The organism is Microbacterium sp. AC215, from assembly GCF_979258645.1.
In genome coordinates this window covers 2,746,201-2,767,969 of sequence record NZ_OZ409869.1, presented here as the reverse complement: position 1 = coordinate 2,767,969, position 21,769 = coordinate 2,746,201, and the positions used below count along the sequence as shown (strand labels likewise).

At 68.9% G+C, this 21,769-nt stretch carries 21 protein-coding genes; 9 read left to right on the top strand and 12 right to left on the bottom strand.

Annotated features, from left to right (window positions below; all coding sequences use genetic code 11):
* Positions 1-189: 189 nt before the first annotated feature.
* Positions 190-1,374: a thiolase family protein gene (locus ACZZZF_RS13480; protein WP_463498822.1), complete on the bottom strand. Its 1,185-nt coding sequence runs from the start codon at positions 1,372-1,374 to the stop codon at positions 190-192.
* 383 nt (positions 1,375-1,757) lie between these two features.
* On the opposite strand from ACZZZF_RS13480, the gene ACZZZF_RS13475 reads away from it, so the two are divergent.
* Positions 1,758-2,345 carry an antibiotic biosynthesis monooxygenase gene (locus ACZZZF_RS13475; RefSeq protein WP_463498820.1) on the top strand — a complete coding sequence of 196 codons (588 nt, stop codon included), beginning with the start codon at positions 1,758-1,760 and terminating at the stop codon, positions 2,343-2,345.
* A gap of 345 nt (positions 2,346-2,690) precedes the next feature.
* On the opposite strand, the gene ACZZZF_RS13470 is transcribed toward ACZZZF_RS13475, so the two are convergent.
* On the bottom strand, positions 2,691-3,590 hold the full coding sequence (locus tag ACZZZF_RS13470; RefSeq protein ID WP_463498817.1) for a LysR family transcriptional regulator: 900 nt from the start codon (positions 3,588-3,590) through the stop codon (positions 2,691-2,693).
* 93 nt (positions 3,591-3,683) lie between these two features.
* Between ACZZZF_RS13470 and ACZZZF_RS13465 the strand changes: the two genes are divergently transcribed.
* Complete coding sequence (locus ACZZZF_RS13465) at positions 3,684-4,349, top strand: type 1 glutamine amidotransferase domain-containing protein (RefSeq protein ID WP_463498815.1); 666 nt, start codon at positions 3,684-3,686, stop codon at positions 4,347-4,349.
* Between the two features lie 162 nt (positions 4,350-4,511).
* Here the strand turns inward: ACZZZF_RS13465 and ACZZZF_RS13460 are convergent, their stop codons facing one another.
* From ACZZZF_RS13460 to ACZZZF_RS13440, 5 genes are all read right to left on the bottom strand, one after another.
* The gene (locus ACZZZF_RS13460) at positions 4,512-5,441 is read right to left on the bottom strand and encodes an aldose 1-epimerase family protein (protein WP_463498812.1); all 930 of its coding nucleotides are present in this window, start codon (positions 5,439-5,441) and stop codon (positions 4,512-4,514) included.
* On the bottom strand, positions 5,441-6,964 hold the full coding sequence (gene araA, locus ACZZZF_RS13455) for an L-arabinose isomerase (RefSeq protein ID WP_372984121.1): 1,524 nt from the start codon (positions 6,962-6,964) through the stop codon (positions 5,441-5,443). The genes ACZZZF_RS13460 and araA overlap by 1 nt, the downstream gene beginning before the upstream one ends.
* Before the next feature lie 48 nt (positions 6,965-7,012).
* Positions 7,013-8,614 carry a xylulokinase gene (locus ACZZZF_RS13450; protein WP_463498810.1) on the bottom strand — a complete coding sequence of 534 codons (1,602 nt, stop codon included), beginning with the start codon at positions 8,612-8,614 and terminating at the stop codon, positions 7,013-7,015.
* A complete protein-coding gene (locus tag ACZZZF_RS13445; protein ID WP_463498807.1) occupies positions 8,611-9,330 on the bottom strand; it encodes an L-ribulose-5-phosphate 4-epimerase in 720 nt (239 codons plus the stop codon). The genes ACZZZF_RS13450 and ACZZZF_RS13445 overlap by 4 nt, the downstream gene beginning before the upstream one ends.
* Positions 9,331-9,576: 246 nt before the next feature.
* On the bottom strand, positions 9,577-10,590 hold the full coding sequence (locus tag ACZZZF_RS13440) for a LacI family DNA-binding transcriptional regulator (protein ID WP_463498804.1): 1,014 nt from the start codon (positions 10,588-10,590) through the stop codon (positions 9,577-9,579).
* 57 nt (positions 10,591-10,647) lie between these two features.
* Between ACZZZF_RS13440 and ACZZZF_RS13435 the strand changes: the two genes are divergently transcribed.
* From ACZZZF_RS13435 to ACZZZF_RS13425, 3 genes are all read left to right on the top strand, one after another.
* Positions 10,648-11,493 (top strand): NAD-dependent epimerase/dehydratase family protein, encoded by an 846-nt coding sequence (locus tag ACZZZF_RS13435; RefSeq protein WP_072591960.1) that lies wholly within the window; start codon positions 10,648-10,650, stop codon positions 11,491-11,493.
* 106 nt (positions 11,494-11,599) lie between these two features.
* Positions 11,600-12,232, top strand: a complete 633-nt coding sequence (locus tag ACZZZF_RS13430) for a hypothetical protein (protein WP_463498801.1) — start codon at positions 11,600-11,602, stop codon at positions 12,230-12,232.
* A gap of 62 nt (positions 12,233-12,294) precedes the next feature.
* Entirely contained in the window at positions 12,295-12,969 is a 675-nt protein-coding gene (locus ACZZZF_RS13425; protein ID WP_463498798.1) for a hypothetical protein, read from the top strand.
* A 49-nt stretch (positions 12,970-13,018) separates the two neighbouring features.
* On the opposite strand, the gene ACZZZF_RS13420 is transcribed toward ACZZZF_RS13425, so the two are convergent.
* A complete protein-coding gene (locus ACZZZF_RS13420; protein WP_463498795.1) occupies positions 13,019-14,041 on the bottom strand; it encodes a LacI family DNA-binding transcriptional regulator in 1,023 nt (340 codons plus the stop codon).
* Positions 14,042-14,233: 192 nt separating this feature from the next.
* Between ACZZZF_RS13420 and ACZZZF_RS13415 the strand changes: the two genes are divergently transcribed.
* The 4 genes from ACZZZF_RS13415 (at position 14,234) to ACZZZF_RS13400 (ending at position 19,269) form a co-directional block, all read left to right on the top strand.
* Positions 14,234-15,532 (top strand): ABC transporter substrate-binding protein, encoded by a 1,299-nt coding sequence (locus ACZZZF_RS13415; protein ID WP_072591962.1) that lies wholly within the window; start codon positions 14,234-14,236, stop codon positions 15,530-15,532.
* Between the two features lie 70 nt (positions 15,533-15,602).
* The gene (locus tag ACZZZF_RS13410; RefSeq protein ID WP_053097880.1) at positions 15,603-16,508 is read left to right on the top strand and encodes a carbohydrate ABC transporter permease; all 906 of its coding nucleotides are present in this window, start codon (positions 15,603-15,605) and stop codon (positions 16,506-16,508) included.
* A gap of 5 nt (positions 16,509-16,513) precedes the next feature.
* Complete coding sequence (locus ACZZZF_RS13405; RefSeq protein WP_082297903.1) at positions 16,514-17,404, top strand: carbohydrate ABC transporter permease; 891 nt, start codon at positions 16,514-16,516, stop codon at positions 17,402-17,404.
* Positions 17,401-19,269, top strand: a complete 1,869-nt coding sequence (locus tag ACZZZF_RS13400) for a glycoside hydrolase family 127 protein (RefSeq protein ID WP_463498792.1) — start codon at positions 17,401-17,403, stop codon at positions 19,267-19,269. The genes ACZZZF_RS13405 and ACZZZF_RS13400 overlap by 4 nt, the downstream gene beginning before the upstream one ends.
* A 1-nt stretch (position 19,270) precedes the next feature.
* Here ACZZZF_RS13400 and ACZZZF_RS13395 read toward each other — a convergent pair whose 3' ends face one another.
* Genes ACZZZF_RS13395 through ACZZZF_RS13380 form a run of 4 tightly spaced genes read right to left on the bottom strand, consistent with a single transcriptional unit; the run spans position 19,271 to position 21,655 of the window.
* Entirely contained in the window at positions 19,271-19,555 is a 285-nt protein-coding gene (locus ACZZZF_RS13395; protein WP_056280591.1) for a WXG100 family type VII secretion target, read from the bottom strand.
* Positions 19,555-20,055: a hypothetical protein gene (locus ACZZZF_RS13390; protein ID WP_463498790.1), complete on the bottom strand. Its 501-nt coding sequence runs from the start codon at positions 20,053-20,055 to the stop codon at positions 19,555-19,557. The genes ACZZZF_RS13395 and ACZZZF_RS13390 overlap by 1 nt, the downstream gene beginning before the upstream one ends.
* Positions 20,052-21,365 carry a putative T7SS-secreted protein gene (locus tag ACZZZF_RS13385; protein WP_463498787.1) on the bottom strand — a complete coding sequence of 438 codons (1,314 nt, stop codon included), beginning with the start codon at positions 21,363-21,365 and terminating at the stop codon, positions 20,052-20,054. The genes ACZZZF_RS13390 and ACZZZF_RS13385 overlap by 4 nt, the downstream gene beginning before the upstream one ends.
* Positions 21,365-21,655, bottom strand: a complete 291-nt coding sequence (locus ACZZZF_RS13380; protein WP_053097891.1) for a type VII secretion target — start codon at positions 21,653-21,655, stop codon at positions 21,365-21,367. The genes ACZZZF_RS13385 and ACZZZF_RS13380 overlap by 1 nt, the downstream gene beginning before the upstream one ends.
* Positions 21,656-21,769: the final 114 nt, after the last annotated feature.

The window sequence follows — 21,769 nt, the reverse complement described above, 5'->3', positions numbered from 1 at the left end:
CCGACTACAACTGCAGATGCGCGGACACAGACTCAGACCGGATCGGGTAGTCACGTCATCCGCGCATACGGTGAGCGTCTGCTCCCGAAGAGACCCCCGCCGAATCGGGTCGGCGGGGGTCTTCTCTGTCCTGTCCGGCGAACATCGACCCGGCAGGGGCACAGCGGATGCCGGGTGACGGATGCTGGCCTACAGCCGTTCGATGATCGTGGCGTTCGCCATGCCACCGCCCTCGCACATGGTCTGCAGTCCGAAGCGGCCGCCGACCGCGTCGAGGTGGTCGATCAGGGTGCCGAGCAGGCGGGTGCCCGACGAGCCCAGTGCGTGCCCGAGGGCGATCGCCCCTCCGCGCGGGTTGAGCTTGGCGGCATCCGCCCCGAGTTCCGCGGCCCAGGCGAGGGGCACCGACGCGAAGGCCTCATTGACCTCGTAGGCGTCGAGGTCATCGATCGTGAGTCCGGTGCGTTCGAGAATGCGCCGCGTCGCGGGGATCGGGCCGGTCAGCATCATGAGCGGATCGTCGCCGACCACCGTGAACGCGTGGAACCTCGCCCGCGGCGTGAGTCCCAGCTGTGCGGCACGCTCGGCGCTCATCACGAGCGCAGCGGATGCTCCGTCGGTCAGCGGCGAGGAGTTGCCGGGAGTGATCCGCCAGTCGACGTCCGGGAATCGGGCGGCAAGAGCGTCGGTGCGGAACGCGGGGTTGAGTCCCCCGAGCCCCTCGGTCGTCGTGCCGGCACGCACGGTCTCGTCGCCCGCGGCATCCGGCGCCTCGGCGACCGGGATGACGGTGCGGTCGAAGAATCCCTCGTGCCACGCGGCGGCCGCGCGGCGGTGCGACTCGGCGGCGTACTCATCCAGCGCTGCGCGATCGATGCCCCAGCGCTGGGCGATCAGCTCGGCCGAGACGCCCTGGTTCACGAGTCCCTCGGGGTAGCGCTCACGCAGGCGAGGCGACATCGGCGACCCGCCGGCCGCAGACGATCCGAGCGGCACCCGACTCATCGACTCGACGCCGCCGACGATGACCGCGTCATACGCGCCGGCCATGATCCCCTGCGCGGCGAAATGCATGGCCTGCTGGCTGGACCCGCACTGGCGGTCGATCGTCGTCGCGGGGATCGACTCGTCGAAACCCGCGGCGAGCACAGCCTGCCGCGCGATGTTCGACGACTGGTCCCCCACCTGACTCACGCAACCGAGCAGCACGTCGTCGATCTGCCTCGACTCGAGCCCGCTGCGCTCGAGTATCGCGGCGAGAGCACCCGCCGCGAGGTCGACAGGATGCACGCCCGAGAGCGCGCCGCCCGGCTTGCCGCGTCCGACGGGAGTGCGGACGACATCGATCAGGACGGCTTCGCTGCGCGTGCTCATGCCTCCTATTCTCACCCTGTCGCGGAGTGCGGGGACGGATGCCGCGGCGCTGCCCTGCACCAGCCTCGGCCATGCGCGCCCGCGACGGCCGGATTCCCGGCATCTGGCCGTCGCAGGCGCATTCGGCCTTCTGGAGCGTCCGGCACCCGGCATCGGTATCCGGCACCGGCACCCGGCACCCGGCATCGGCATCCGGCACCCGGCACCCGGCATCGGCATCGGCATCGGCATGCACCCCGAGATGCCGTCTTCGCGCGCGGCGAAAAACGACCGGCGACACCCGGCATCCGAAATACAATCGAACACGCGCCCGCACCCCGGCGCATCCCCCACCGTCGAGGCGCCCGTGACCCGGGCGATCCGCTCTCTCCGAGGACCCCACCATGTCCAGCGAACCCATCACCGTCTCCATCCGCCGCGAGGTCGACCCCGAGCATGTCGCCGCCGCCACCGCCTGGGTGCAGACCGGCGTGAATCTGGCGCACCGATACCCGGGGTTCCTCGGATCCGGCTGGGTGCGCGACGGCGAGGACTCGCATGTCTGGCACATGTTGTACCGCTTCTCCGACGAGAAGTCGCTTGTGGCGTGGGAGCAGTCGGGCGAGCGCGAGTGGTGGAAGTCGACCGGCGAGCAGTTCGTGCGCAGCGAGCGCGTGCGCCGCCGCACGGGCATCGAGGGCTGGTTCGACGAGCCGACCACCGACACCATCACCCTCCCCCGCGCTGACGGCTCGACGACCACCGTCGCGATGGTCAGCACTCCGCCGCGGTGGAAGCAGGCCGTGTCGATCTGGCTCGGGTTCTTCCCGCTGAACCTCGCCTTCACCTATGCGCTGAGCCCCGTGCCCGGCTGGAACGAGCTGCCGATCTGGCTGCGCGTGCTCGCCACGACCGTCGTGCTCACGCCGATCATGACCTACTGGGTGCTGCCCTGGGTCACGCGCACACTGCGCCAGTGGCTCAACCGCTGAGGGTCGGTCGCCACTGCCGCATCGGGTCTGCCACACCTGCCGTGTGCGGTCCGTCCGTGAGGTGCGTGCGTGAGGTGCATGCGTCCGTGAGGCGCGGCATCCGTGAGGTGCGGCATCCGTCCGTCGTGTGCGTTCGCCGCGCGAGCGGCTGCACATCTGTGAGGCCAGGCAGTGCATCTGTGCAGGGGCCACTACCGCATCCGAATCGGGCGTTTCCGATGCGAAACTGACTCCGCACCGGATGGTGGATGCGAAACTGACCCCGCACCGGATGTCCGATGCGAAACTGACCCTGCACCGGACTCCAGATGCGCACCTGACCCCGCACCGCCGCCGCGACGAGCGTCAGAGGTCGGCGACGGCGGCGCGCAGCGCCTTCTCCACGGCCGCGACCCCGTCGGACAGCGGACCCGGTCGCCGCACGAGATACAGCGTGTTGATCGGCGGGTCCTGGGTGGGTCGCAGGTCGACGAGTCTGCCATCGGCGAGTTCGTCGGCGATCAGGTAGGTCGGCAGGGCGGTGACGCCCGCCCCCGCAACCGCAGCGGCGGCGAGCGCGCGCAGGTCGGGGAAGACGAGAGCCGGTTCCCGGTCGAGACGGATGCCGAACACGTGGCGCCAGTACCGGCGGACGATCGGGACGTCTCGGTCGTATGCGAGCAGAGGTACGTGCGCGATCGCGTCCGGTGAGAGGGCCGGAGACGGGTCGATGCGCAGCGACGGCGAGGCCACGAGCACGAATTCCTCGTCGAACAGCGGCATGCTCGGCAGCGCCCGTCCGCGAGGTCGCACGGCGGAGATCACCAGGTCGAGGCTGCCGACCCTCAGCTGATCGAGCAGGTCGTCGGCCAGGCCCGTGGTTACCGCAAGCCACAGTCCGCCGGCCACAGCACTCGCGAGAGCCGGGGCGGCGACGGCGGCCAGGAACTCCCCCGCCCCGCCGAGGCGGATGACCGGCGGTTCGAGGGCCGGGTGGGTGCCGAGAGCATCCGCCAACGCGTCGAGCGGGCCCGAGAGCCGCGCGGCGAGCTCGTCGGCTCGGGGCGTCGGACGGATGCCGCGGGCATGACGGACGAACAGCGGCTCGCCGACGCTCGCCTCCAGCGCCTGCAACTGCGTCGTGACCGACGACTGCGCGAGTCCGAGCCTGCGCGCCGCCGCCGACACCGACCCGGATCGGTGCGCGATGAGGAAGGTGCGCCACAGCCCCAGGTCGGGCAATCCATCGGAATTCCGATTGCTCATATCGGAAATCTATCGGAATCGTTCGTCGCGGCGGGCCGTTGTCCTGGATATCGCATCCGCACGGGATCCGTCGTCCAAACCTTGGGAGCATCCATGTCATCCGTCCTCTTCGTCGTCTCCGGCGCCCGCACCTGGACCCTGTCCGACGGCACCGAGCACCCCACCGGCTACTGGGCCGAAGAGCTGCTCGCCCCCTACCGCCTGCTCACCGCCGCGGGGCACGACGTGGTGTTCGCGACACCCGGCGGTGTCGAGCCGGTCGCCGATGCGTCGAGCCTCGGCGACGGGGATGCCGCGGCGCTCGCGGAGATCCCGGGGCTCAGCACTCCCCTCGTGCTCGCCGATGTCGACAGCGCCGACTACGCGGCCGTCTACTACCCCGGCGGGCACGGACCGATGCAGGACCTCGCTGTGGATGCCGATTCGGCGGCGCTCATCTCGGCGACCGTCGCGGCGGGACGTCCGCTGGCCGCAGTGTGCCACGGACTCGCGGCCCTGCTGCCCGCACGCGATGCTGCGGGCGAGCCGCTCGTCGCCGGACGGCGCATCACCGGATTCTCCGACGAGGAGGAGCGCCTCGGAGGGCTCGCGGACCGCGCGCCCTTCCTGCTCGAGACCTCTCTGCGCGAGCTCGGCGCCGACATCGACGTGACCGACCCGTGGAGCGATCACACGATCGTCGACGGACTGCTCATCACCGGCCAGAACCCGCAGTCGTCGGCATCCGCAGCCCGGGCGCTGGTCGCGGCACTCGCCTGATCGGAGAGGCGCGGTCCGCAGGCGCGACATCCGGCACCCGCACCCGCACCCGCACCCGCACGCGGGGCCAGTTGCGCACCGGAAAAGCCTCATTCGGATGCCGAACTGGCCCCGCATCGGCGCCACGACCGTGCCGCGAGCGACTCGGCCGGCCGCCACGCGTCAGACGGCGGCGATCCGCCAGGATGCTGCGTGCGTCGCGCCGGGTTCGAGCACGACCAGGTCGGTCCCCGAGTTGAACGCGTCCGGCGGACAGGTCATCGGCTCGACCGCGAGGCCGATGCGATGGATCGCGTCGATGCCGGGGTTGTCGGCCGTGTGCACCTGCACCCACGGGCAGCGCTCGTCGAAGGTCATGACGACGCCGCTTCCGGCATCCGTCACCACCCGCACCTCGGCGACTCCGCCCTCGCGGGCGAGGCCGGAGAACGCGTGGTCGATGAAGACGTCGGCGATCGGGCGCGCAACGCGGAAGTCCCACTGCGGATGCGCGGACACTCCCTCGAGCGCCACCGGGCTCAGCCGGTCGTCGGTGACGGTCAGCACCTCGGATGCCGGCACGGTCAGCGTCCAGTCATCGACCCGGCCATCGGGTCCGGCGACGAGATACGGGTGCGGCCCTGTGCCCCAGGGCGCGGCATCCGTCCCGAGGTTGCGCGCGGTGACGGTCTGCTGAAGGCCGTCGCCGTCGATGCGGTACTCGGTCTCCACCTCGACGCGGAACGGATAGCCGGTCTGCGGCTCGATCACGGCCGCGAGCACGACGCGGTCGTCGAGCACCAGTCGGTCTTCGAACTCGCCCCAGGCGAGCAGCCCGTGCAGCGCCTGTCCGCGGGCGGGCTCGGTGAGGGCCAGCTGATGCTCGACGCCGCTGAACGTGTAGCGACCGTCGACGATGCGATTGGGCCACGGTGCGAGAGTGGTGCCGCGGTATCCGGGCCGCACCTCGTCGGCGTCGAAGGGCACGACCAGGTCGCGTCCTTCGAATGCGAGCAGGCGCAGCGAGGCGCCGACGCTCGCGATCACGGCTTCGTATCCGTGCCCGGTGATGCGCAGCTGACGCCCCGAGCGCGGCCGGCCCGCTCCCGTCATCACAGCCCCTGCGCGAGTCGGTAGTAGGCCTGGTTCCAGCGGACCTGCTTCTGGAACTCGGGCAGGGTGGTCGCATCGTCGATCACGAGCAGCTCGACCTCGGCCATCTCGGCGAAATCGCGGAAGGCCTCGAGCCCGACGGCGGTCGACATCACCGTGTGGTGCGCAGCACCCGCGGTCAGCCAGGCGGCGGCCGAGGTGGTGAAGTCGGGCTGCGGCTTCCACACGGCGCGGCCGACCGGCAGCTTCGGCAGCGACTGGCGCGGGGGCACGTTCTCGACGACGTTCGCGGTGAGGCGGAAGCGGTCGCGCATGTCGCTGAGGGCGACGACGATCGCGGGGCCGGGATCGGCGGTGAAGACCAGACGCACCGGGTCTTCCTTGCCGCCGATGCCGAGCGGGTGGATCTCGAGGGTCGGCTTCGCCGTCGTGAGCGAGGGCGAGACCTCGAGCATGTGCGCCCCGAGGATCAGCTCGTCGCCGGGCGTCATGTCGTAGGTGTAATCCTCCATGAGGCTCGCCCCGCCGGGCAGGCCCGCGCCCATGACGTTGGCGACGCGCACGAGGATCGCGGTCTTCCAGTCGCCCTCGGCGCCGAAGCCGTAGCCCTCGGCCATCAGACGCTGCACCGCGAGGCCCGGCAGCTGCTTCAGGGCGCCGAGGTCTTCGAACGAGGTCGTGAAGGCGCCGAAGCCGCCCTCTTCGAGGAACGCCCGCAGACCGATCTCGATCGCGGCCCCGTCGCGCAGCGACTGGTGGCGGTCGCCACCGCGACGAAGCTCCGGCACGACCTCGTACAGCTCTTCGTACTCGGCCACGAGGGCGTCGATCTCGGAGTCGGATGCCGCGGCGACGGCATCCGCCAGGTCGTTCACGCCCCACGTGTTGACCTGCACGCCGAAGCGCAGCTCGGCCTCGGTCTTGTCGCCCTCGGTGACCGCGACGAAGCGCATGTTGTCGCCGAAGCGGGCGAGCTTGAGCGAACGGGATGCCGCGAGGCCGGCGGCCGCACGCTGCCACGTCGCGATCTCCTGGCGCACCCGCGGGTCGCTCGCATGACCGACGACGGTCTTGCGCGGCACGCCGAGACGCGTCTGGATGTAGCCGAACTCGCGGTCGCCGTGCGCCGCCTGGTTCAGGTTCATGAAGTCGAAGTCGATGTCGGCCCACGGCAGCTCGACGTTCGCCTGCGTGTGCAGGTGCGCGAGCGGCTTCTGCAGCGCGTCGAGACCGGCGATCCACATCTTCGCGGGGCTGAAGGTGTGCATCCATGCGATCAGGCCGATGACCCGGTCGTCGGCGTTCGCCTCGAGGGCCGTGCGCTTGATGGCTGCGGCATCCGTCAGCACCGGCTTCCAGACGATGGTCACGGGCACCTCGCCGGCCTCGTCGAGGATGCGGGCGATCTCCTGCGACTGCTCGGCGACCTGCGCGAGCGTCTCGGGGCCGTAGAGGTGCTGACTGCCGGTGAGGAACCAGACCTCGTAGCCGTCGAGCGAAGTGGTGAGCGGGGTGCGGGGCATGAGAGTCCTTGGGTGTTCCGGTGTCGGCGTGAAGAGTGCGCGTGGGGGTCAGAGAGCGGTGGTCGCGGCGGCTTCGATCGCGAGCCCCGCGCGGTAGCGGTCGAGGTAGGCGGTGAAGCCGGCGACGTCGGCAGGGTCGGGGTCGGCGACCGCGAGGGATGCGGAGGCGAAGACGTCGCGCTCGAGGTACTCCCCCAGCGACGCCGTCTCGGAGTGCGCGAGGTACGACGCGAGCACCGCGATACCCCACGCGCCGCCCTCGGAGGCGAGCTCGCCCACCGCGACGGGAGCGCCGAGCGCTCCGGCCAGGAAACGCTGCGCGACCCCCGCGGTGCGGAACATGCCACCGTGCGCGAACATGCGGTCGAGTTCGACTCCTTCGGCGGCGAGCACCTGCATCCCCAGCGCGAGCGTGCCGAACACGCCGTACAGCTGCGAGCGCATGAAGTTCGCCAGCGTGAAGGCACTGTCGGGGGTGCGCACGAACAGCGGGCGCCCCTCGGTGAGGCCGGCGATCGGCTCGCCCGCGAGGTGGTTGTACGCCAGCAGGCCGCCGGCATCCGCCTCTCCGTCGAGAGCCTCGCGGAAGAGTGCGTCGAAGACCGCGTCATCGCTCAGCGGCTGCCCCGCGGCGGCGGCGAAACGGGTGAAGAGCCCTGCCCAGGCGGCCAGTTCGCTCGCGCCGTTGTTGCAGTGCACCATCGCGACGGCGTCGCCCGCGGGTGTCGTCACGAGGTCGAGCTCGTGGTGTACCTCGGCGAGCGGGCGCTCGAGCACGACCATCGCGAAGATGCTGGTTCCGGCCGAGACGTTGCCGGTGCGCGGCGACACCGAGTTCGTCGCGACCATGCCGGTGCCCGCGTCGCCCTCGGGCGGGCAGAGCGGGATGCCGGGGGGCAGCGCGCCCGACGGATCGAGCAGGGCCGCGCCCTCGGCGGTGAGCGTCCCGGCGGCGGCGCCGGCGGGAAGGACGGTCGGGAGCAGGTCCTTGGCTGCGGCGGGAAGACGGTCGGCGGCGAGGGCGTCGTAGGCCTGCAGCATCCGCTCGTCGTAGTCTCCGGTGGCCGAGTCGATCGGGAACATGCCGGAGGCGTCGCCGACGCCGAGAACGCGCTCGCCCGTCAGCCTCGTGTGCACATAGCCCGCGAGGGTGGTGACGAAGTCCAGCTGCGGCACGTGCGCCTCGCCGTCGAGCACCGCCTGGTGCAGGTGGGCGATCGACCACCGCAGCGGGATGTTCACGCCGAGCAGGTCGGTCAGCTCGGCCGCCGCGGCGCCCGTGTTGGTGTTGCGCCAGGTGCGGAACGGCATGAGCAGCTCGCCCCGCGCATCGAACGCGAGGTATCCGTGCATCATGGCCGAGATCCCGATCGCGCCGAACGTCTCGGGGCGCACGCCGTGGCGCTCGTCCGCGTCGGCGACGAGACCGGCGTATGCCGCCTGCAGGCCTGTCCACACCTCGTCGATCGCGTAGGTCCAGAGGCCGTCCTGGAGGCGGTTCTCCCACGAGAACGACCCGGTCGCGAGCACCTCGGTGGCGTCGGATCCGATCAGACAGGCCTTGATGCGCGTGGAGCCGAGCTCGATGCCGAGGCTCGTGCGGCCGGCGAGGATGTCGTCGCGGGCGGTCGTGATGTTCGTGTCGCTCATCGTCGGGCGTCCGAGTTCTGTCCGTAGACGTTCTGGTAGCGGTTGAAGAGGCTGTCGATGGCCTCCTGCGGAATCGGGATCAGCGGGCCGGCCTCACGGGCGTAGTGCACGGTGCGGGCCACGTCTTCGACCATGACGGCGGCCTTCACGGCATCCTTCGCGTCGACTCCGATGGTGAACGGGCCGTGGTTCTGCATGAGCACCGCGCGGCTGCGGTGGCCGGTGAGGGTCTGCACGATGCCGCGGCCGATCGAGTCGTCGCCGATGATCGCGAAGGGACCGACCGGGATCGGACCGCCGAACTCATCGGCCATGGCCGTGATGACGCAGGGGATCTCTTCGCCACGGGCTGCCCACGCGACGGCGAACGTCGAGTGCGTGTGCACGACTCCGCCGACGTCGGGCATGTGACGGTAGACGTACGCGTGCGCCGCGGTGTCGCTCGAGGGCGAGCGGTCGCTTCCCGGAGTGCCGGGGATCACGGCGCCGTCGAGGTCGCACAGGATCATGTTCTCGGGCGCGAGGTCGTCGTAGCTGACGCCCGACGGCTTGATCACGAACAGGTCGGCTCCGGGCACGCGGCCCGAGACGTTGCCGCCGGTCCAGACGATGAGGTCGTAACGGACCAGTTCACCGTGCAGACGGGCGACATCCTCGCGGACGGCCTGGATGGACGCGTCGATCTCAGGGGAGAAGACGGGGGCTTCGTTGCTCACGGATACCTCAAGGTCGGCGGTGGTCACTGTGACCGGTCACAGAAGTGTGTCACGGAGGTCGGCGGACCGTCAAGACACCGGCGACCGCTCGGCGCCGCCGTGTTCGGGGCCACTTTCGCATCTCCCGTCTCGTGCGGGGCCACTTTCGCATCGGATACGGCGTATTCACGTGCAGAACTGACCCCGCACCGCGCCGCACATGCAGAACTGACCCCGCACCGCGCCGGCACACACCCTGGCGCCGTTTCAGCGCGGCGGCGCCACCGAATCGCGGGTCACGAGCACGGGTGCCACCGGCGCGAGGTCGGATGCCGCGGCTCCGGCACTGCCCGCCAGCACCGCCGCCACCGCACGACGCGCCAATTCCGAGAAGTCCTGCCGCACGGTCGTGAGCTTCGGCCAGTAGTAGGCGGCATCCGGAGTGTCGTCGAACCCGACCACACTGATGTCTGCCGGCACCGAGAGCCCGACTTCCTGCAGACCGCCGAGCAGCCCGAGGGCCATCTGGTCGTTCGCTGCGAATACCGCCGTCACACCCGAGTCGCGCATGGCGCGAGCCGCTGCATAGCCCGAGCCGGCGGTCCAGTCGCCCTCGATGACCGGCCCGGCGGCGAGTCCTCGTGCGGCGAGCTCGGCTCGGAACCCCTCAGCGCGGGACTCGGCCTCGAGCCAGTCGGCGGGGCCGGCGAGGTGCGCGATGCGTGTGTGCCCGGCGTCGGCGAGTGCCGCGACGGCGAGTCGTGCCCCGGCCTCCTGATCGACCGAGAGGCCGCGCGCGCCGCGATCGGCTGCGTGCAGGGTGACGACGGGCACGCCGATGCGCACCGAGTCGAGCGCGTCGAGGGTGTGGGCGTGAGGCGCGACGACGACGATGCCCTCGACTCCCTGCATGACGAGGTGGTCGACCGCGGCGACCACGGCATCCGTGTCCCCCGCATCCGCGAAGGCCGCACTCAGCCAGTAGCCGACCTCGCGGGCCGACGCCTCGAGCGCTGCGATGCTGCGCGACGGGCCATAGTGCAGTGCGTCGGTGGCGAGCACCCCGAGCGTGCGGGAGCGGCGGGTGCCCAGCGCTCTGGCCGCGTTGTTCATGCGGTAGCCGAGCTCGGCCATCGCGGCAAGCACCCGTTCGCGGGTCTCGGTAGCGACCTCGGGGTGGTCGTTGAGCACGCGCGACACCGTCTGCCGAGACACTCCTGCGCGCACGGCGACGTCGCGCACGCCGATGGTGCGGGGCGGCTGGCTGCTGGTGTCACTCACGCCGACGAGTGTATGCCGAGCGGCCCCAGCGCCTCGTCTTCGTGCCACTCTGGTGACATGCGCATCGCACTCACCGGATCATCGGGCAAGCTCGGCAGCGTCGTCGCGCGGGAGCTCCGCGCTCACGGACACGAGGTCATCGGCATGGACGTCTCGGGCACCCGCGGCCCTGACTTCGTGCAGGTGGACCTCACGGACTACGGCCAGGTCGTGGATGCTTTCACGGCCGTCGGCGACCGGCACGACGGCATCGACGCCGTGGTGCATCTCGGCGCCATCCCGGCGCCCGGCATCCGCAGCGACGTCGCCACCTTCCACAACAACATGCCCGCCACGTTCAACGTCTTCTGGGCGGCGGTGCGCCTCGGCATCCGCCGTGTCGTCTACGCCTCGAGCGAGACCGTGCTGGGCCTGCCGTTCGACGTGCCGCCGCCCTACGTGCCGGTCGACGAGGACTACCCCGCCCGCCCCGAGTCGGTCTACTCGCTCGTGAAGACCCTCGAGGAGCAGCTGGCGAGGGAGCTCGTGCGCTGGCATCCCGACCTGTCGATCACCGCACTGCGGTTCTCGAACGTGATGAACCCCGAGGACTACGCCGAGTTCCCCGACTTCGACGCCGATGCGCTGCGCCGTAAGTGGAACCTCTGGGGGTACATCGACGCACGCGACGGTGCGCAGGCGGTGGAGCGTGCGCTCGAGGTGGCGGCACCCGGGTTCGACAACTTCATCATCGCGGCGGCCGACACGGTGATGACGCGTCCGAACGCCGAGCTGCTCGCCGAGGTCTTCCCCGATGTGCCGGTCGCCCGCGAGTTCGGCCCGAACGAGACGCTGCTGTCGATCGACAAGGCCCGCCGCGTGCTCGGGTTCGATCCGCAGCACTCCTGGCGCGACGACGCCTGACCCTGTTCGACACGATGCTGGGCAAGCAACAAGTCGGTCGCTTCTGACGAGCCGCTGCCGATAATGGAATCCCACCATATCGGCCGTCAGCTCGTAGTCTCACCCCATGAAACAACGTAGTTTCGTTCGTATAGGCATTTCTCTCGCAGCGGCCGTGATTGCGGTGATCGCCCTCGTGCCATTCAATAACACCGCAGCTCGAGCCGACACATATTCCGCGAGCTGCAATCAGTGGCCCGCAGCACAGGTCCCCTGCCGCGCCGACGACGCGAATATGGACTACTGCACAGTCGAACCGTGGGACCCTGCGATTGGGCAGCGATTCGGAGAAGCGATGTCCAACCTCGACAATCAGACTGATCTCTACGACACCTATATGAATCCGTGCGGAACCCAGACAGACCTAGGGGGCCACCGCAACGGAGTTACCGGTGAAGTTGTGCTCGCCGATAACGTATTAGGTCAGTACATCTGCACAAAGCGGATGCCGGCAGTCGCGCGATGCGATCAGGCCAGTCTGATATTCAATATTCGTTCGTCATGGCTGCAGGCACGCACATGGGGATGGAGCGACGGACAACTGGCAAATGCACGCCGGAACGTCCTTTGCCATGAGATTGGGCACGCCGTCGGTCTTTATCACGAGACCGGCGTCGGAGGATGCATGGATTCCACTCTATCGACGCAAGTCTTTTACTATCCACAGCACCACGTTGATCACATCAACGTTGCGCATTGATGAAGACAGGACCGATCATGAACGCACAACGCAGTCGACGATCGCATGTAAGCCTGATACTGGTGCCGGCACTGGCGCTGCTGCTGACCTCGTGTGCCACGGCACCGGGAACCGACCCGGCAGCGGCATCTGTCACGCAGGACGCAACACAATCTGACGCCGCCGAGATGCTTCTGTCTCTCGACATCAGTGCCGTCTCGACGATCGTCTTCCAGAACACGACAGACCTCGGCCATCGCTCCGCGGCTGTGGTCACCGGTACCGTGCATCGCTGGCTCGCGGGAGACAAGGTCACCACCGCCACCGGAACCCCCGTCGGCGCAGCACTCCTCGCCGAAGTCGAGGTCATCGAGGTCACTGAGAACGGCGGGTCACCGCTTCAACCGGGAGACATCGTCTACATTCCCGTGACCTCTCCATCACTGGATCCTCAGGAGGTCGCAGATGCGTTGCCTCGCGACCTCGACGTGGTGGCGTATCTCGACGATGCGTTGACGGACGAAGAGCTCCAGGTATCCGAGGAATATCGAGTCGAGCCAGGCGACGCTGAGGCGGCAGGCAAACCCCGATGGCCCCTCCTGAGCCCTCAAGGATTCATCGTCACGAACCCGTCCGACCCTGGCGAACAGATTTGGCCCTTTCTGGGAGCGCGGGCAGCGGGGAAACTCACCGACGTTCTTCCTGGAGGACGGTTGGATGGTCTGACGGAGGAGCAACGCAAGCTCGTCATCGGCTGATAGACGGCGCGACCACGCCTGACCTGACTCCGGCACGCGCGAGCGCCCCTCAGCGCCGGGCGATGGTCGATCCGCGGATCACGAGCCGCACCGGCAGGTGGTGCGCGCCTTCGCCGATGTCGATGCCGTCGATCGCATCGAACACCCGCAGCGCCGCCTGACGACCGAGCTGCTGCAGGTTCGCGTCGATGCTGGTGAGCTCGGGCCGGGCGTTGGTCGCGAGCACTTCCCAGTTGTCGTAGCCGATCACCGCGAGGTCGTCCGGCACGGTGCGGCCGAGATCGCGGGCCGAGTCGAGCACACCGCGAGCGATCTGGTCGGATCCGCAGAACACGGCGTCGATGTCCGGATGCCGCTGCATCAGCATCGCCGCGGCATCCCGACCCCAGTGCTCGGTCCACTCCGAGAACATGGGCTCGCCCACGAGTTCGAGCCCCGCCTCGCCGAGTGCTGCTCTGGCGCCGGCGAGGCGGTCTTGGGCTGCGGCATAGGTCGGGTCGCCCGAGATGTGCGCGATGCGCCGACGTCCGCAGGCCAACAGGTGCTCGATCGCGAGACGCCCGCCCGCGTAGTTGTCGGGGGTCAATGAGAGGTCGCGCGGGTCATCCGAGGGGGCGTACGCGTAGACCACGGGCACGGGGATCTCCTGCCCGAGCGAGGGGCGCGGATCCGTCTGACGGCCGACGACGATGATGCCGTCGACCCTGCGGCTCAGCAGCTCCTTCAGGTGGTGCTGCTCACGGATCGCGTCACCTCGCGCATCGCACAGGAAGACGTTGATGCGACCTGCGCCGAACGCATCCTCCGCGCCCATGAGGATCGGCAGCATGAAGCGGCCCTCGAGGTCGCTGGTGAGAAGGCCGACCGTGCCGGTGCGCCCGGCGAGGAGTCCTCGCGCCATGGCATTGGGGGTGAAGGACAGCTCCTCGGCGATCGCGCGCACCTTGGCGCGGGTGGCGACCGATACGTCGCCCCGATCGTTCAGCGCCTTGGATGCGGTCGAGATCGAGACTCCGGCGCGCGCGGCGACGTCACTGAGGGTCGCAGCTCGTGCTCCAGTCGTATCCGTCATCCCACTCCTTCGTGCTGAAAGGTTATCGGAACGAGGGTTGACGCGCCCTCCGAAACCACGCTATACCTTTTCGAAAGGGTTTTCGTAACTTTCGAAGAACCTGATCTTCACCCTCATCTCCACTCCCGGCGCTGCACTGCCGAAGCGCCACACCGCACCCGCTCGAGGACGAGCCCAGAGGAGCCCCCGCCCATGAACACCATTCGCACCCACGCCGCACGTCGGGCAGCAGCCGCCGTCATCGCGGCCGGCCTGCTCGTCGGCGGACTCGCCGCCTGCGCACCCGCCGGCGATGACGCCGCCTCCGACGAGCCCATCCCCGCCGAAGGCACCGACGACGGCACGACCCTGACACTGTGGACCCGCGCGCCGATCGAGCGCCAGGCCAAGCTGCTGGTCGACGCCTACAACGACAGCCACGAGAACCAGGTCGAGCTGACAGTCGTGCCCAACGACGACTACGTCGCGAAAGTCGGCGCCGCCGCAGGGTCGAGCGGCCTGCCCGACCTCTTCGCCGCCGACATCGTCTACGTGCCGAACTGGGCGCAGCAGGGCCTGTTCCAGGACATGTCCGAGCAGATCGACGCCCTCGACTTCAAAGACGAGATCAACCCCGGGCACCTGTCGGCCGGCACCGTCGACGGCGCCGAGTACGTGCTGCCGTTCGCCCTCGACCTCTCGATGCTCTTCTGGAACAAGGAGCTCTTCGCCGAGGCCGGCCTCGACCCCGAGAAGGCGCCTGCCACGCTCGAGGAGTTCGCCGAAGCGGCCATGGCCGTGCAGGCGCTGAACAAGCCGGACACCTACGGCACCGCGACCGGCCTCAACTGCGGTGGATGCCTGGTCTTCACCTGGTTCCCCTCCATCTGGGCATCGGGCGACGAAGTCATGAGCGACGACGGCACCGAGTCCCTGCTCGACGGCGACTCGGCTCAGGCCGTCTACGACACGTGGGCAGGCCTCGAAGAGGCGGGTGCGGTTCTCCCGAGCTCGACCGATGAGGCCGGCCCCACCTGGACCGCCGCGTTCAGCGAGGGCAAGGTCGGCGTGATGCCGTTCCCCGCGACGCTGCTCCCCTCGCTCGAGTTCGACGCGGGAGTCGCCGGCATCCCCGGTGTCGACGGCGGCGCCTCGACGTTCGTCGGCGGCGACGGCATCGGCATCTCGAAGGACTCGAAGAAGGCCGCGCAGGCCTGGAACTTCCTCAACTGGATGATGTCCGAGGACGCCCAGGTCGAGGTGCTCGCGAAAGACGGCAACGCCGTCTCCCGCGGAGACCTGGCCGACAACGAGTATGCGGCCGCCGATCCCCGACTGGTGACGATCAACGAGGTCGCAGCCCAGGGCGACACCCCGGTGGCGCTGAACTTCCAGCAGGCGTTCAACGCTCCGGGCAGCCCGTGGCTCACCCTGGTGCGCAACGCCGTGCTCAACGGCGACGACTCGGTGCCCGCCGACAACGAGGAGATCACGGCGATCCTGTCGCAGTGATCATGCGGGGGCGGCGCGCCGCGTCGCCCCCGCATCCACCCTCGTCAGTCCCCCATCGAAAGAGAACGTGATGACCCAGGCCACACTCCCGCTGCATCGCCGCAGACGGCGCACCGCCTTCGGCGGCCCGGTGCAGGGCTGGCTGTACGCGGCCCCCACGGCGATCTTCGTCGCCCTGCTGTTCATCGTGCCGCTGGTGCTGGTGCTGCAGATGTCGGCCTCGGACTGGCCCCTGCTGAGCGGCAACCAGGGCATCAACTTCCCGGAGAACTATGCGGATGCCGTCACGCACCGCCTCTTCTGGGATTCCATCCGCTTCACCCTGCTCTACACCGTCATCACGACCGTGATCCTGATCGGACTCGGGCTCGGCCTGGCCCTGCTCGTGCAGGAGTCCACCCGCTGGAAGGGGTTCCTGCGTACGGCGTTCCTGATCCCCAGCGCGCTCGGCCTGGCATCCGCGTCACTGCTCTTCTACGTGCTGTACTCCCCCATCGCCGGCCCGTTCGCGAACCTCATGAAGTCGTGGGGCATCACGTTCCTCGGCACGCCGGAGGGCGCACTGTGGTCGACCATCTTCCTGATCGTCTGGCGATACGCGGGCTTCTACATGCTGCTGATGCTGGTGGGCCTGCAGGGAATCCCGGATGACGTCTACGAAGCCGCCCGCATCGACGGCGCGAACCGCTGGCAGACCTTCCGCGACATCACCGTGCCGCTGCTCAAGCCGACCTTCGCGCTCACGACAGTGATGTGCGTGACCGGGTCGCTGCTCGCGTTCGAGCAGTTCTACATCCTCACCAAGGGCGGCCCCGACAACAGCACCATGACCGTCGTGCAGCTCATCTACAACGTCGCCTTCCAGGGGCAGAACAGCCTCGGCATCGCCGGCGCCCTCTCGGTGATCGTGCTGCTCGCACTCATCGTCATCAACGTCTTCCAACTGCGCGCGTTCCGCCGCACGGATGAGAGCTGAGAACCATGTCCCAGACGCTGACGCGCACGATCGTCGCTCCGAACCATCAGCCGACCCCGCCGCGCTATCGCTCGAAGGCCGCTCGCGTCGTCCTCGGCATCCCGTACTGGGTGTTCACGACCGCGCTGGCCGTGATCTTCCTCTATCCGCTCATCTGGACCGGCGTCTCGTCGGTCAGCCCGATGGCCGGCACCAGCCAGACCGACGGCTGGGGCTTCGGCAACTACGCGGCCCTCGGCGAATACCAGGCCGGCATCTGGGTGTATCTGGGCAACTCGCTCTTCGTCTCGGTGCTCACCGTCGCGCTCACCCTGTTCATCTCGCTGCTGGGCGGATACGCGTTCGCGCGCTTCTCGTTCCCCGGCAAGAACGCACTGTTCCTCCTCACCCTCGCCATCCTGATGGTGCCGTATGCGACCCTGCTCATTCCGCTCTACGTGATCCTCAATGCGGTCGGCCTGCAGAACTCGCTGGTCGGCGTCGCGCTGGTGATCACGATGTTCCAGCTGCCGTTCTCGATGTTCATGATGCGCATCTCGTTCGAGTCGATCCCGCGGGAGATGGACGAGGCGGCGATGGTCGACGGATGCTCGAGCTGGGGCGCCCTGTGGCGGGTGCTGCTCCCCGCCGTCAAGCCCGGGCTCGTGACCGTCGGGCTGTTCGCGTTCCTCACCGCCTGGAACGACTTCATGGCACCGCTGATCCTCATCAACGACACCAACCGCATGACGCTGCCGCTCGCGGTGGCGAACCTCCGCGGACAGGTGCAAGGCGTCGTCGACTACGGCGCCACCGAGGCGGGAGTCGTCGTGCTGGCGCTCCCCTGCATCCTGCTCTTCCTGATCCTGCAACGACACTACGTGCGCGGCTTCATGTCCGGCGCCTTCAAGGGATGACCATGTTCGACACCACTGCACCGGCCGCCCCGGTGGTTCCCACGCACGGGCGTCTGCGCCCGCTCGGCCTCGACGAGGTGCGCATCACCGGAGGGTTCTGGGCCGACCGCCAGGCCGTCAACGGCACTGCCACTCTCAGCCACATCGAGTCGCGACTCGAGTCCGAGGGATGGCTGCCCAACTTCGACCTCGCCGCCGCCGGCACGCTGCCGGACGGGCGTCGGGGACGCGAGTTCGCCGACTCCGAGATCTACAAGTACCTCGAGGCGCTCGCGTGGGAGATCGGGCGGACGGATGCCGCAGCCGACAGCGACCTCGAGCAGCGATTCCGCCGGGTCGTCGACCGGGTCGCCGCCGCGCAGGAGCCCGACGGGTACCTCAACACGATGTTCGGCCGCGAGGGCCAGGACGAACGCTGGTCTGCGCTGCAGTGGGGGCACGAGCTGTACTGCCTCGGGCACCTGTTCCAGGCGGCCGTCGCCCGGGTGCGCACGAGACCGGATGCCGACGACGGTCTGATCGACATCGCTCGGCGCGCCGCGGATCTCGTCTGCCGCGAGTTCGGCGTCGACGGCCGGGACGCGATCTGCGGGCATGCCGAGGTCGAGGCGGGGCTCGCCGAGCTCGGCCGAGCGCTCGGCGAGCAGCGTTACATCGATCAGGCCGCGCTGTTCGTCGAGCGGCACGGGCGTGGGTCGCTGGGCGAGATCGAATGGGGGCGCAGCTACTTCCAGGACGACGTGTCGGTGCGCGACGCCGAGGCTCTTCGCGGGCACTCCGTGCGGGCGAACTACCTGTCCTCCGCCGCAGCCGACGTCGCCGCCGAGCTCTCCGACGACTCGCTGCTCGACGCCCTGCGGTCGCAGTGGGATCGCACGGTCGAACGCCGCACCTATGTGACGGGGGGCCAGGGGTCGCACCATCAGGACGAGGCCTTCGGCGACGACTGGGAGCTGCCGCCGGATCGCGCCTACTCCGAGACCTGCGCGGGCATCGGGTCGATCATGTTCTCGTGGCGGCTGCTGCTCGCGACCGGTGAGGCGCAGTACGCCGACCTGATCGAGCGGACCCTGTTCAACGTCGTCGCGACCTCGCCCGGTGACGACGGGCGCTCGTTCTTCTACGCCAACACCCTGCATCAGCGCACGCCGGGGATGCCGGCGGATCCGGATGCCACGTCGCCGCGCGCCTCGTCATCGCTGCGGGCCCCGTGGTTCGAGGTGTCATGCTGCCCGCCGAATGTGGCGCGCACCTTCGCGAGCCTCGCCGCGTATGTCGCCACGGCCGATGATGACGGCGTGCAGCTGCATCAGTACGCACCGTCGACCGTGCGCACGACGCTGCTGGACGGCCGGATCGTGGCGTTCGATGTCTCGACGGACTACCCGGCGAAGGGCGATGTTCGCGTCACGATCACGGAGGACGCGAAGTTCGCGCTGACGCTTCGCGTGCCGTCGTGGGCGTCAGGAGCGACGGTGCGCGTGCACAGCGGGAATGAAGTCACGGAGCTGCCTGCACCTCCGGGTGCGGTCGAAGTCGCTCGTACGTTCCGCGCCGGCGACATCGTCGAACTGAACCTGCCGATCGTGGCGAGGACCACATCACCGCATCCGATGGTGGATGCCGTGCGCGGCAGCGTCGCGATCGAACGCGGCCCCGAGGTCCTGGCGCTCGAGTCGATCGACCTCGGCGGCGACATCGGCGACGCGGTCGCGGCCGGGGAGCCCGTCGAGCGCGACGGTCACGTGGTGCTGCCGGTGCGCCACCGCTCGACCGGCGAGACGGTCGATGCCCCCTTGATCGCTTATCACGACTGGGCGCGGCGCGGTCCGTCGACCATGCGGGTCTGGATTCCGACGGTGTGAGTCAGCTCCAGAGGTCGGCGACGTGAGCCTCGGCCTCGCGAGTGCGTGCTTGCGCGCGGGCGGCCGCGGTGGCGGCGCTGGTGAGAGCGGTCTGCATGTCGCCGGCACACTCGTTCCATTCGCGGTGAGCGCGGGAGTAGGCATCTTGGGCGGCCCCGGTCCACAGGTGCCTCAGCCCGGTTGCTTCGGCGTCCAGGTCGTCAAGGAGCGCTCGGATCTGCTGCGCGGTGTCGGCCAGCGTCGCGATCGACTGGGCGAGCGGTTCGTGCTCGACACGGATGCGCATCAGCCGGCGCCCTCTTCGGATTCAGGTTTCGGCCAGCTCAGGTGCAGATCGCGGAGCTCGTAGGGCTGAGACACGTCGTCGGTGAGGAAGTACGTGTAGAAGACGACGGCCGCCTCGTCGGCGGTGAAGACCTCGTGCGGGTAGACCGTGGTGCTGTGGCGACCGTCGTCGTAGTGGATCACCTCGGTGGGCTCGCCTGTGCGGTCGCCGCCGGGCTTGCCGATCGCGTACTGGCGGGGAGTGCCGTCGGCCTCGATGCGGCGCACCTCCAGCGCCAGCGCCTCAGCGGTTCCCGCGCACTGCATGTACTCCTCACTGAACGGGATGTCCTCGAGGAGGTCCGCACCTTCGGGCGCACGCCACAGACTGTAGGACCAGAACGTGGATCCGTTCATGCCCTTCAGTGACGCCCGCAGTTGCTCCGGGTACGGGCGGACGTAGTCGACGAAAGGGCCACGGCTCTCACCATTGATCTGGTCGATATGCGTAGGTGTACTCATTTCACAGTCTCCAGGACCACTCGGGTGATCTGTATCGTCTTGCCGTTGAGGATGGCGGTCGCGGGGCGTTCGGGACTGACCGTGCTGTCGAATCCCTTTTGGGCTGCGTCACGGCTGCCGGTGCCGCCCTTGACCTCGATGCCGGTGTAGGTCCCATCGGCATTCTCGTAGAGGCCGTCGTAGTAGCGGTGTTGATCTGACGTCGCGTCGGGCTGGTGACGGTACCCGTCGATGGTCGCACGAACTTTGTCGTGGATGACCTCGACGCTGCGTCTGTCAGCGACTCGATCCAACCCGATCTTCTCGGTATCGACCCAAGGGCGTTGCCCGTCGCCGTTCCAGTGGCCCTTGATGTCACGGCCCCCGTGTTCGGGGTGGGGTGGCGGGCGCTCCACGATGCGGACCGCATCATCCCCGGTCGCCTCGTTCATCCATCGCGTCCCGGCGTGCCCGGCAGCGGCGAGGCCTGCGCCCGCGACACCCACGCCGGCCCAGGCGAGGCCGGCACCGGGGACGCCTCCGACTCCGGTGATCGCGAGGGCACCTCCGCCGCCGATCATCGTGCCGCCACCGACCACGAGCGCGACTCCGCCGAGGAGTTCGAGGAGGATGTCGGGGTGGTCGATGAGCGCGTTGCCCATCGAGGCGATGAAGTTCAGTTGCTCGATCGCCGGGTTGAGTACAGCGGTCTCGAACATGATCGAGCCGATCGCCCCGACGACTGCCCAGTTCGTCGCGCCTTCGGCCTGCTTCGGCGTCTGCAGGGGCGCGGCATCCGCCGCTGCGTGGATGGCGTTGGCAGCGTCGACGGCGTAGCGATCCAGCACACCCCGTGCGTTCGTCAAGACGTCGACCGCCTGTGCGCGCAGGTCCGCGCCGCCGTCGACGAACGCGACGTCGAGTTCGACGTGTCGCAGGTGAAGGTCGCGTTCCAGCTCACGCACCTTCACCTGGTGCTCCTGGCGTGAAGCGATCGTCGCTGCTTCGGCCTGCTCCCACAGGTCGATGGCGCGTGCGGCTTCGTCCTGCGCCCATCGCAGAGCATCGCCATAGGCCGACAGAGCGGCGGCGCCACTCATCGAGTACTCGCCGCACCTCTGCCACGACGACCGCACGTATTCCGCCCGCTCGAGGTACTTCTCATACGGGTACCCCGTCCACGCGGAATCGACCTCGAGGCCCCGCAACCCGTCCCGAAGGGCAGTGGCGGCCTCGGACCGAGACCGCCACGCGGACGCGACCGTATGCGCCGCGGCATACGAGCCCGGTATCAGCGCGACCGGGTCGTTCGTCATCCCCAGCTCGGACATCAGTAGTCGCTCTCGGCCCAGATCATCTGGTCGAGTTCGCTGCTCGACGCCTCATCGCCCCGGTCGAACACCTCGGCCGTCTGCCGCAGGTTCTCCGCCACCATGTCGACGTCCGCGAGACGGCGCCCCAGTGCCGTCGTCCATGCGTCGCCGAATCGCGCCACCGCCGCGGTGATCGAGCGTGCGCCCAACCCCGACGACTGCGCGACCACCGCCGAGCCGAAGTCGCCCCGCAGACTGGCGGCCTTCGTCGCGAAGGCGCGCAGCTCGTCGGTCTCCACATCCGTCATCGCACGCCATCGGTCACGAACGACAACGTTACGTCTTCATATGAGGACGTCACCGACATCCGCAGCTCGAATACCGGTGTTCCGAGATGGGACCTTCAGGGTGCTCAGACATGC

What these genes read in the sequence shown, in the direction of transcription:
- ACZZZF_RS13480 (WP_463498822.1), bottom strand. Translation starts at nt 1,374, where the DNA reads ATGAGCACGCGCAGCGAAGCCGTCCTGATCGATGTCGTCCGCACTCCC.
- ACZZZF_RS13475 (WP_463498820.1), top strand. Translation starts at nt 1,758, where the DNA reads ATGTCCAGCGAACCCATCACCGTCTCCATCCGCCGCGAGGTCGACCCC.
- ACZZZF_RS13470 (WP_463498817.1), bottom strand. Translation starts at nt 3,590, where the DNA reads ATGAGCAATCGGAATTCCGATGGATTGCCCGACCTGGGGCTGTGGCGC.
- ACZZZF_RS13465 (WP_463498815.1), top strand. Translation starts at nt 3,684, where the DNA reads ATGTCATCCGTCCTCTTCGTCGTCTCCGGCGCCCGCACCTGGACCCTG.
- ACZZZF_RS13460 (WP_463498812.1), bottom strand. Translation starts at nt 5,441, where the DNA reads ATGACGGGAGCGGGCCGGCCGCGCTCGGGGCGTCAGCTGCGCATCACC.
- araA (WP_372984121.1), bottom strand. Translation starts at nt 6,964, where the DNA reads ATGCCCCGCACCCCGCTCACCACTTCGCTCGACGGCTACGAGGTCTGG.
- ACZZZF_RS13450 (WP_463498810.1), bottom strand. Translation starts at nt 8,614, where the DNA reads ATGAGCGACACGAACATCACGACCGCCCGCGACGACATCCTCGCCGGC.
- ACZZZF_RS13435 (WP_072591960.1), top strand. Translation starts at nt 10,648, where the DNA reads ATGCGCATCGCACTCACCGGATCATCGGGCAAGCTCGGCAGCGTCGTC.
- ACZZZF_RS13430 (WP_463498801.1), top strand. Translation starts at nt 11,600, where the DNA reads ATGAAACAACGTAGTTTCGTTCGTATAGGCATTTCTCTCGCAGCGGCC.
- ACZZZF_RS13420 (WP_463498795.1), bottom strand. Translation starts at nt 14,041, where the DNA reads ATGACGGATACGACTGGAGCACGAGCTGCGACCCTCAGTGACGTCGCC.
- ACZZZF_RS13415 (WP_072591962.1), top strand. Translation starts at nt 14,234, where the DNA reads ATGAACACCATTCGCACCCACGCCGCACGTCGGGCAGCAGCCGCCGTC.
- ACZZZF_RS13410 (WP_053097880.1), top strand. Translation starts at nt 15,603, where the DNA reads ATGACCCAGGCCACACTCCCGCTGCATCGCCGCAGACGGCGCACCGCC.
- ACZZZF_RS13405 (WP_082297903.1), top strand. Translation starts at nt 16,514, where the DNA reads ATGTCCCAGACGCTGACGCGCACGATCGTCGCTCCGAACCATCAGCCG.
- ACZZZF_RS13400 (WP_463498792.1), top strand. Translation starts at nt 17,401, where the DNA reads ATGACCATGTTCGACACCACTGCACCGGCCGCCCCGGTGGTTCCCACG.
- ACZZZF_RS13395 (WP_056280591.1), bottom strand. Translation starts at nt 19,555, where the DNA reads ATGCGCATCCGTGTCGAGCACGAACCGCTCGCCCAGTCGATCGCGACG.
- ACZZZF_RS13390 (WP_463498790.1), bottom strand. Translation starts at nt 20,055, where the DNA reads ATGAGTACACCTACGCATATCGACCAGATCAATGGTGAGAGCCGTGGC.
- ACZZZF_RS13385 (WP_463498787.1), bottom strand. Translation starts at nt 21,365, where the DNA reads ATGTCCGAGCTGGGGATGACGAACGACCCGGTCGCGCTGATACCGGGC.
- ACZZZF_RS13380 (WP_053097891.1), bottom strand. Translation starts at nt 21,655, where the DNA reads ATGACGGATGTGGAGACCGACGAGCTGCGCGCCTTCGCGACGAAGGCC.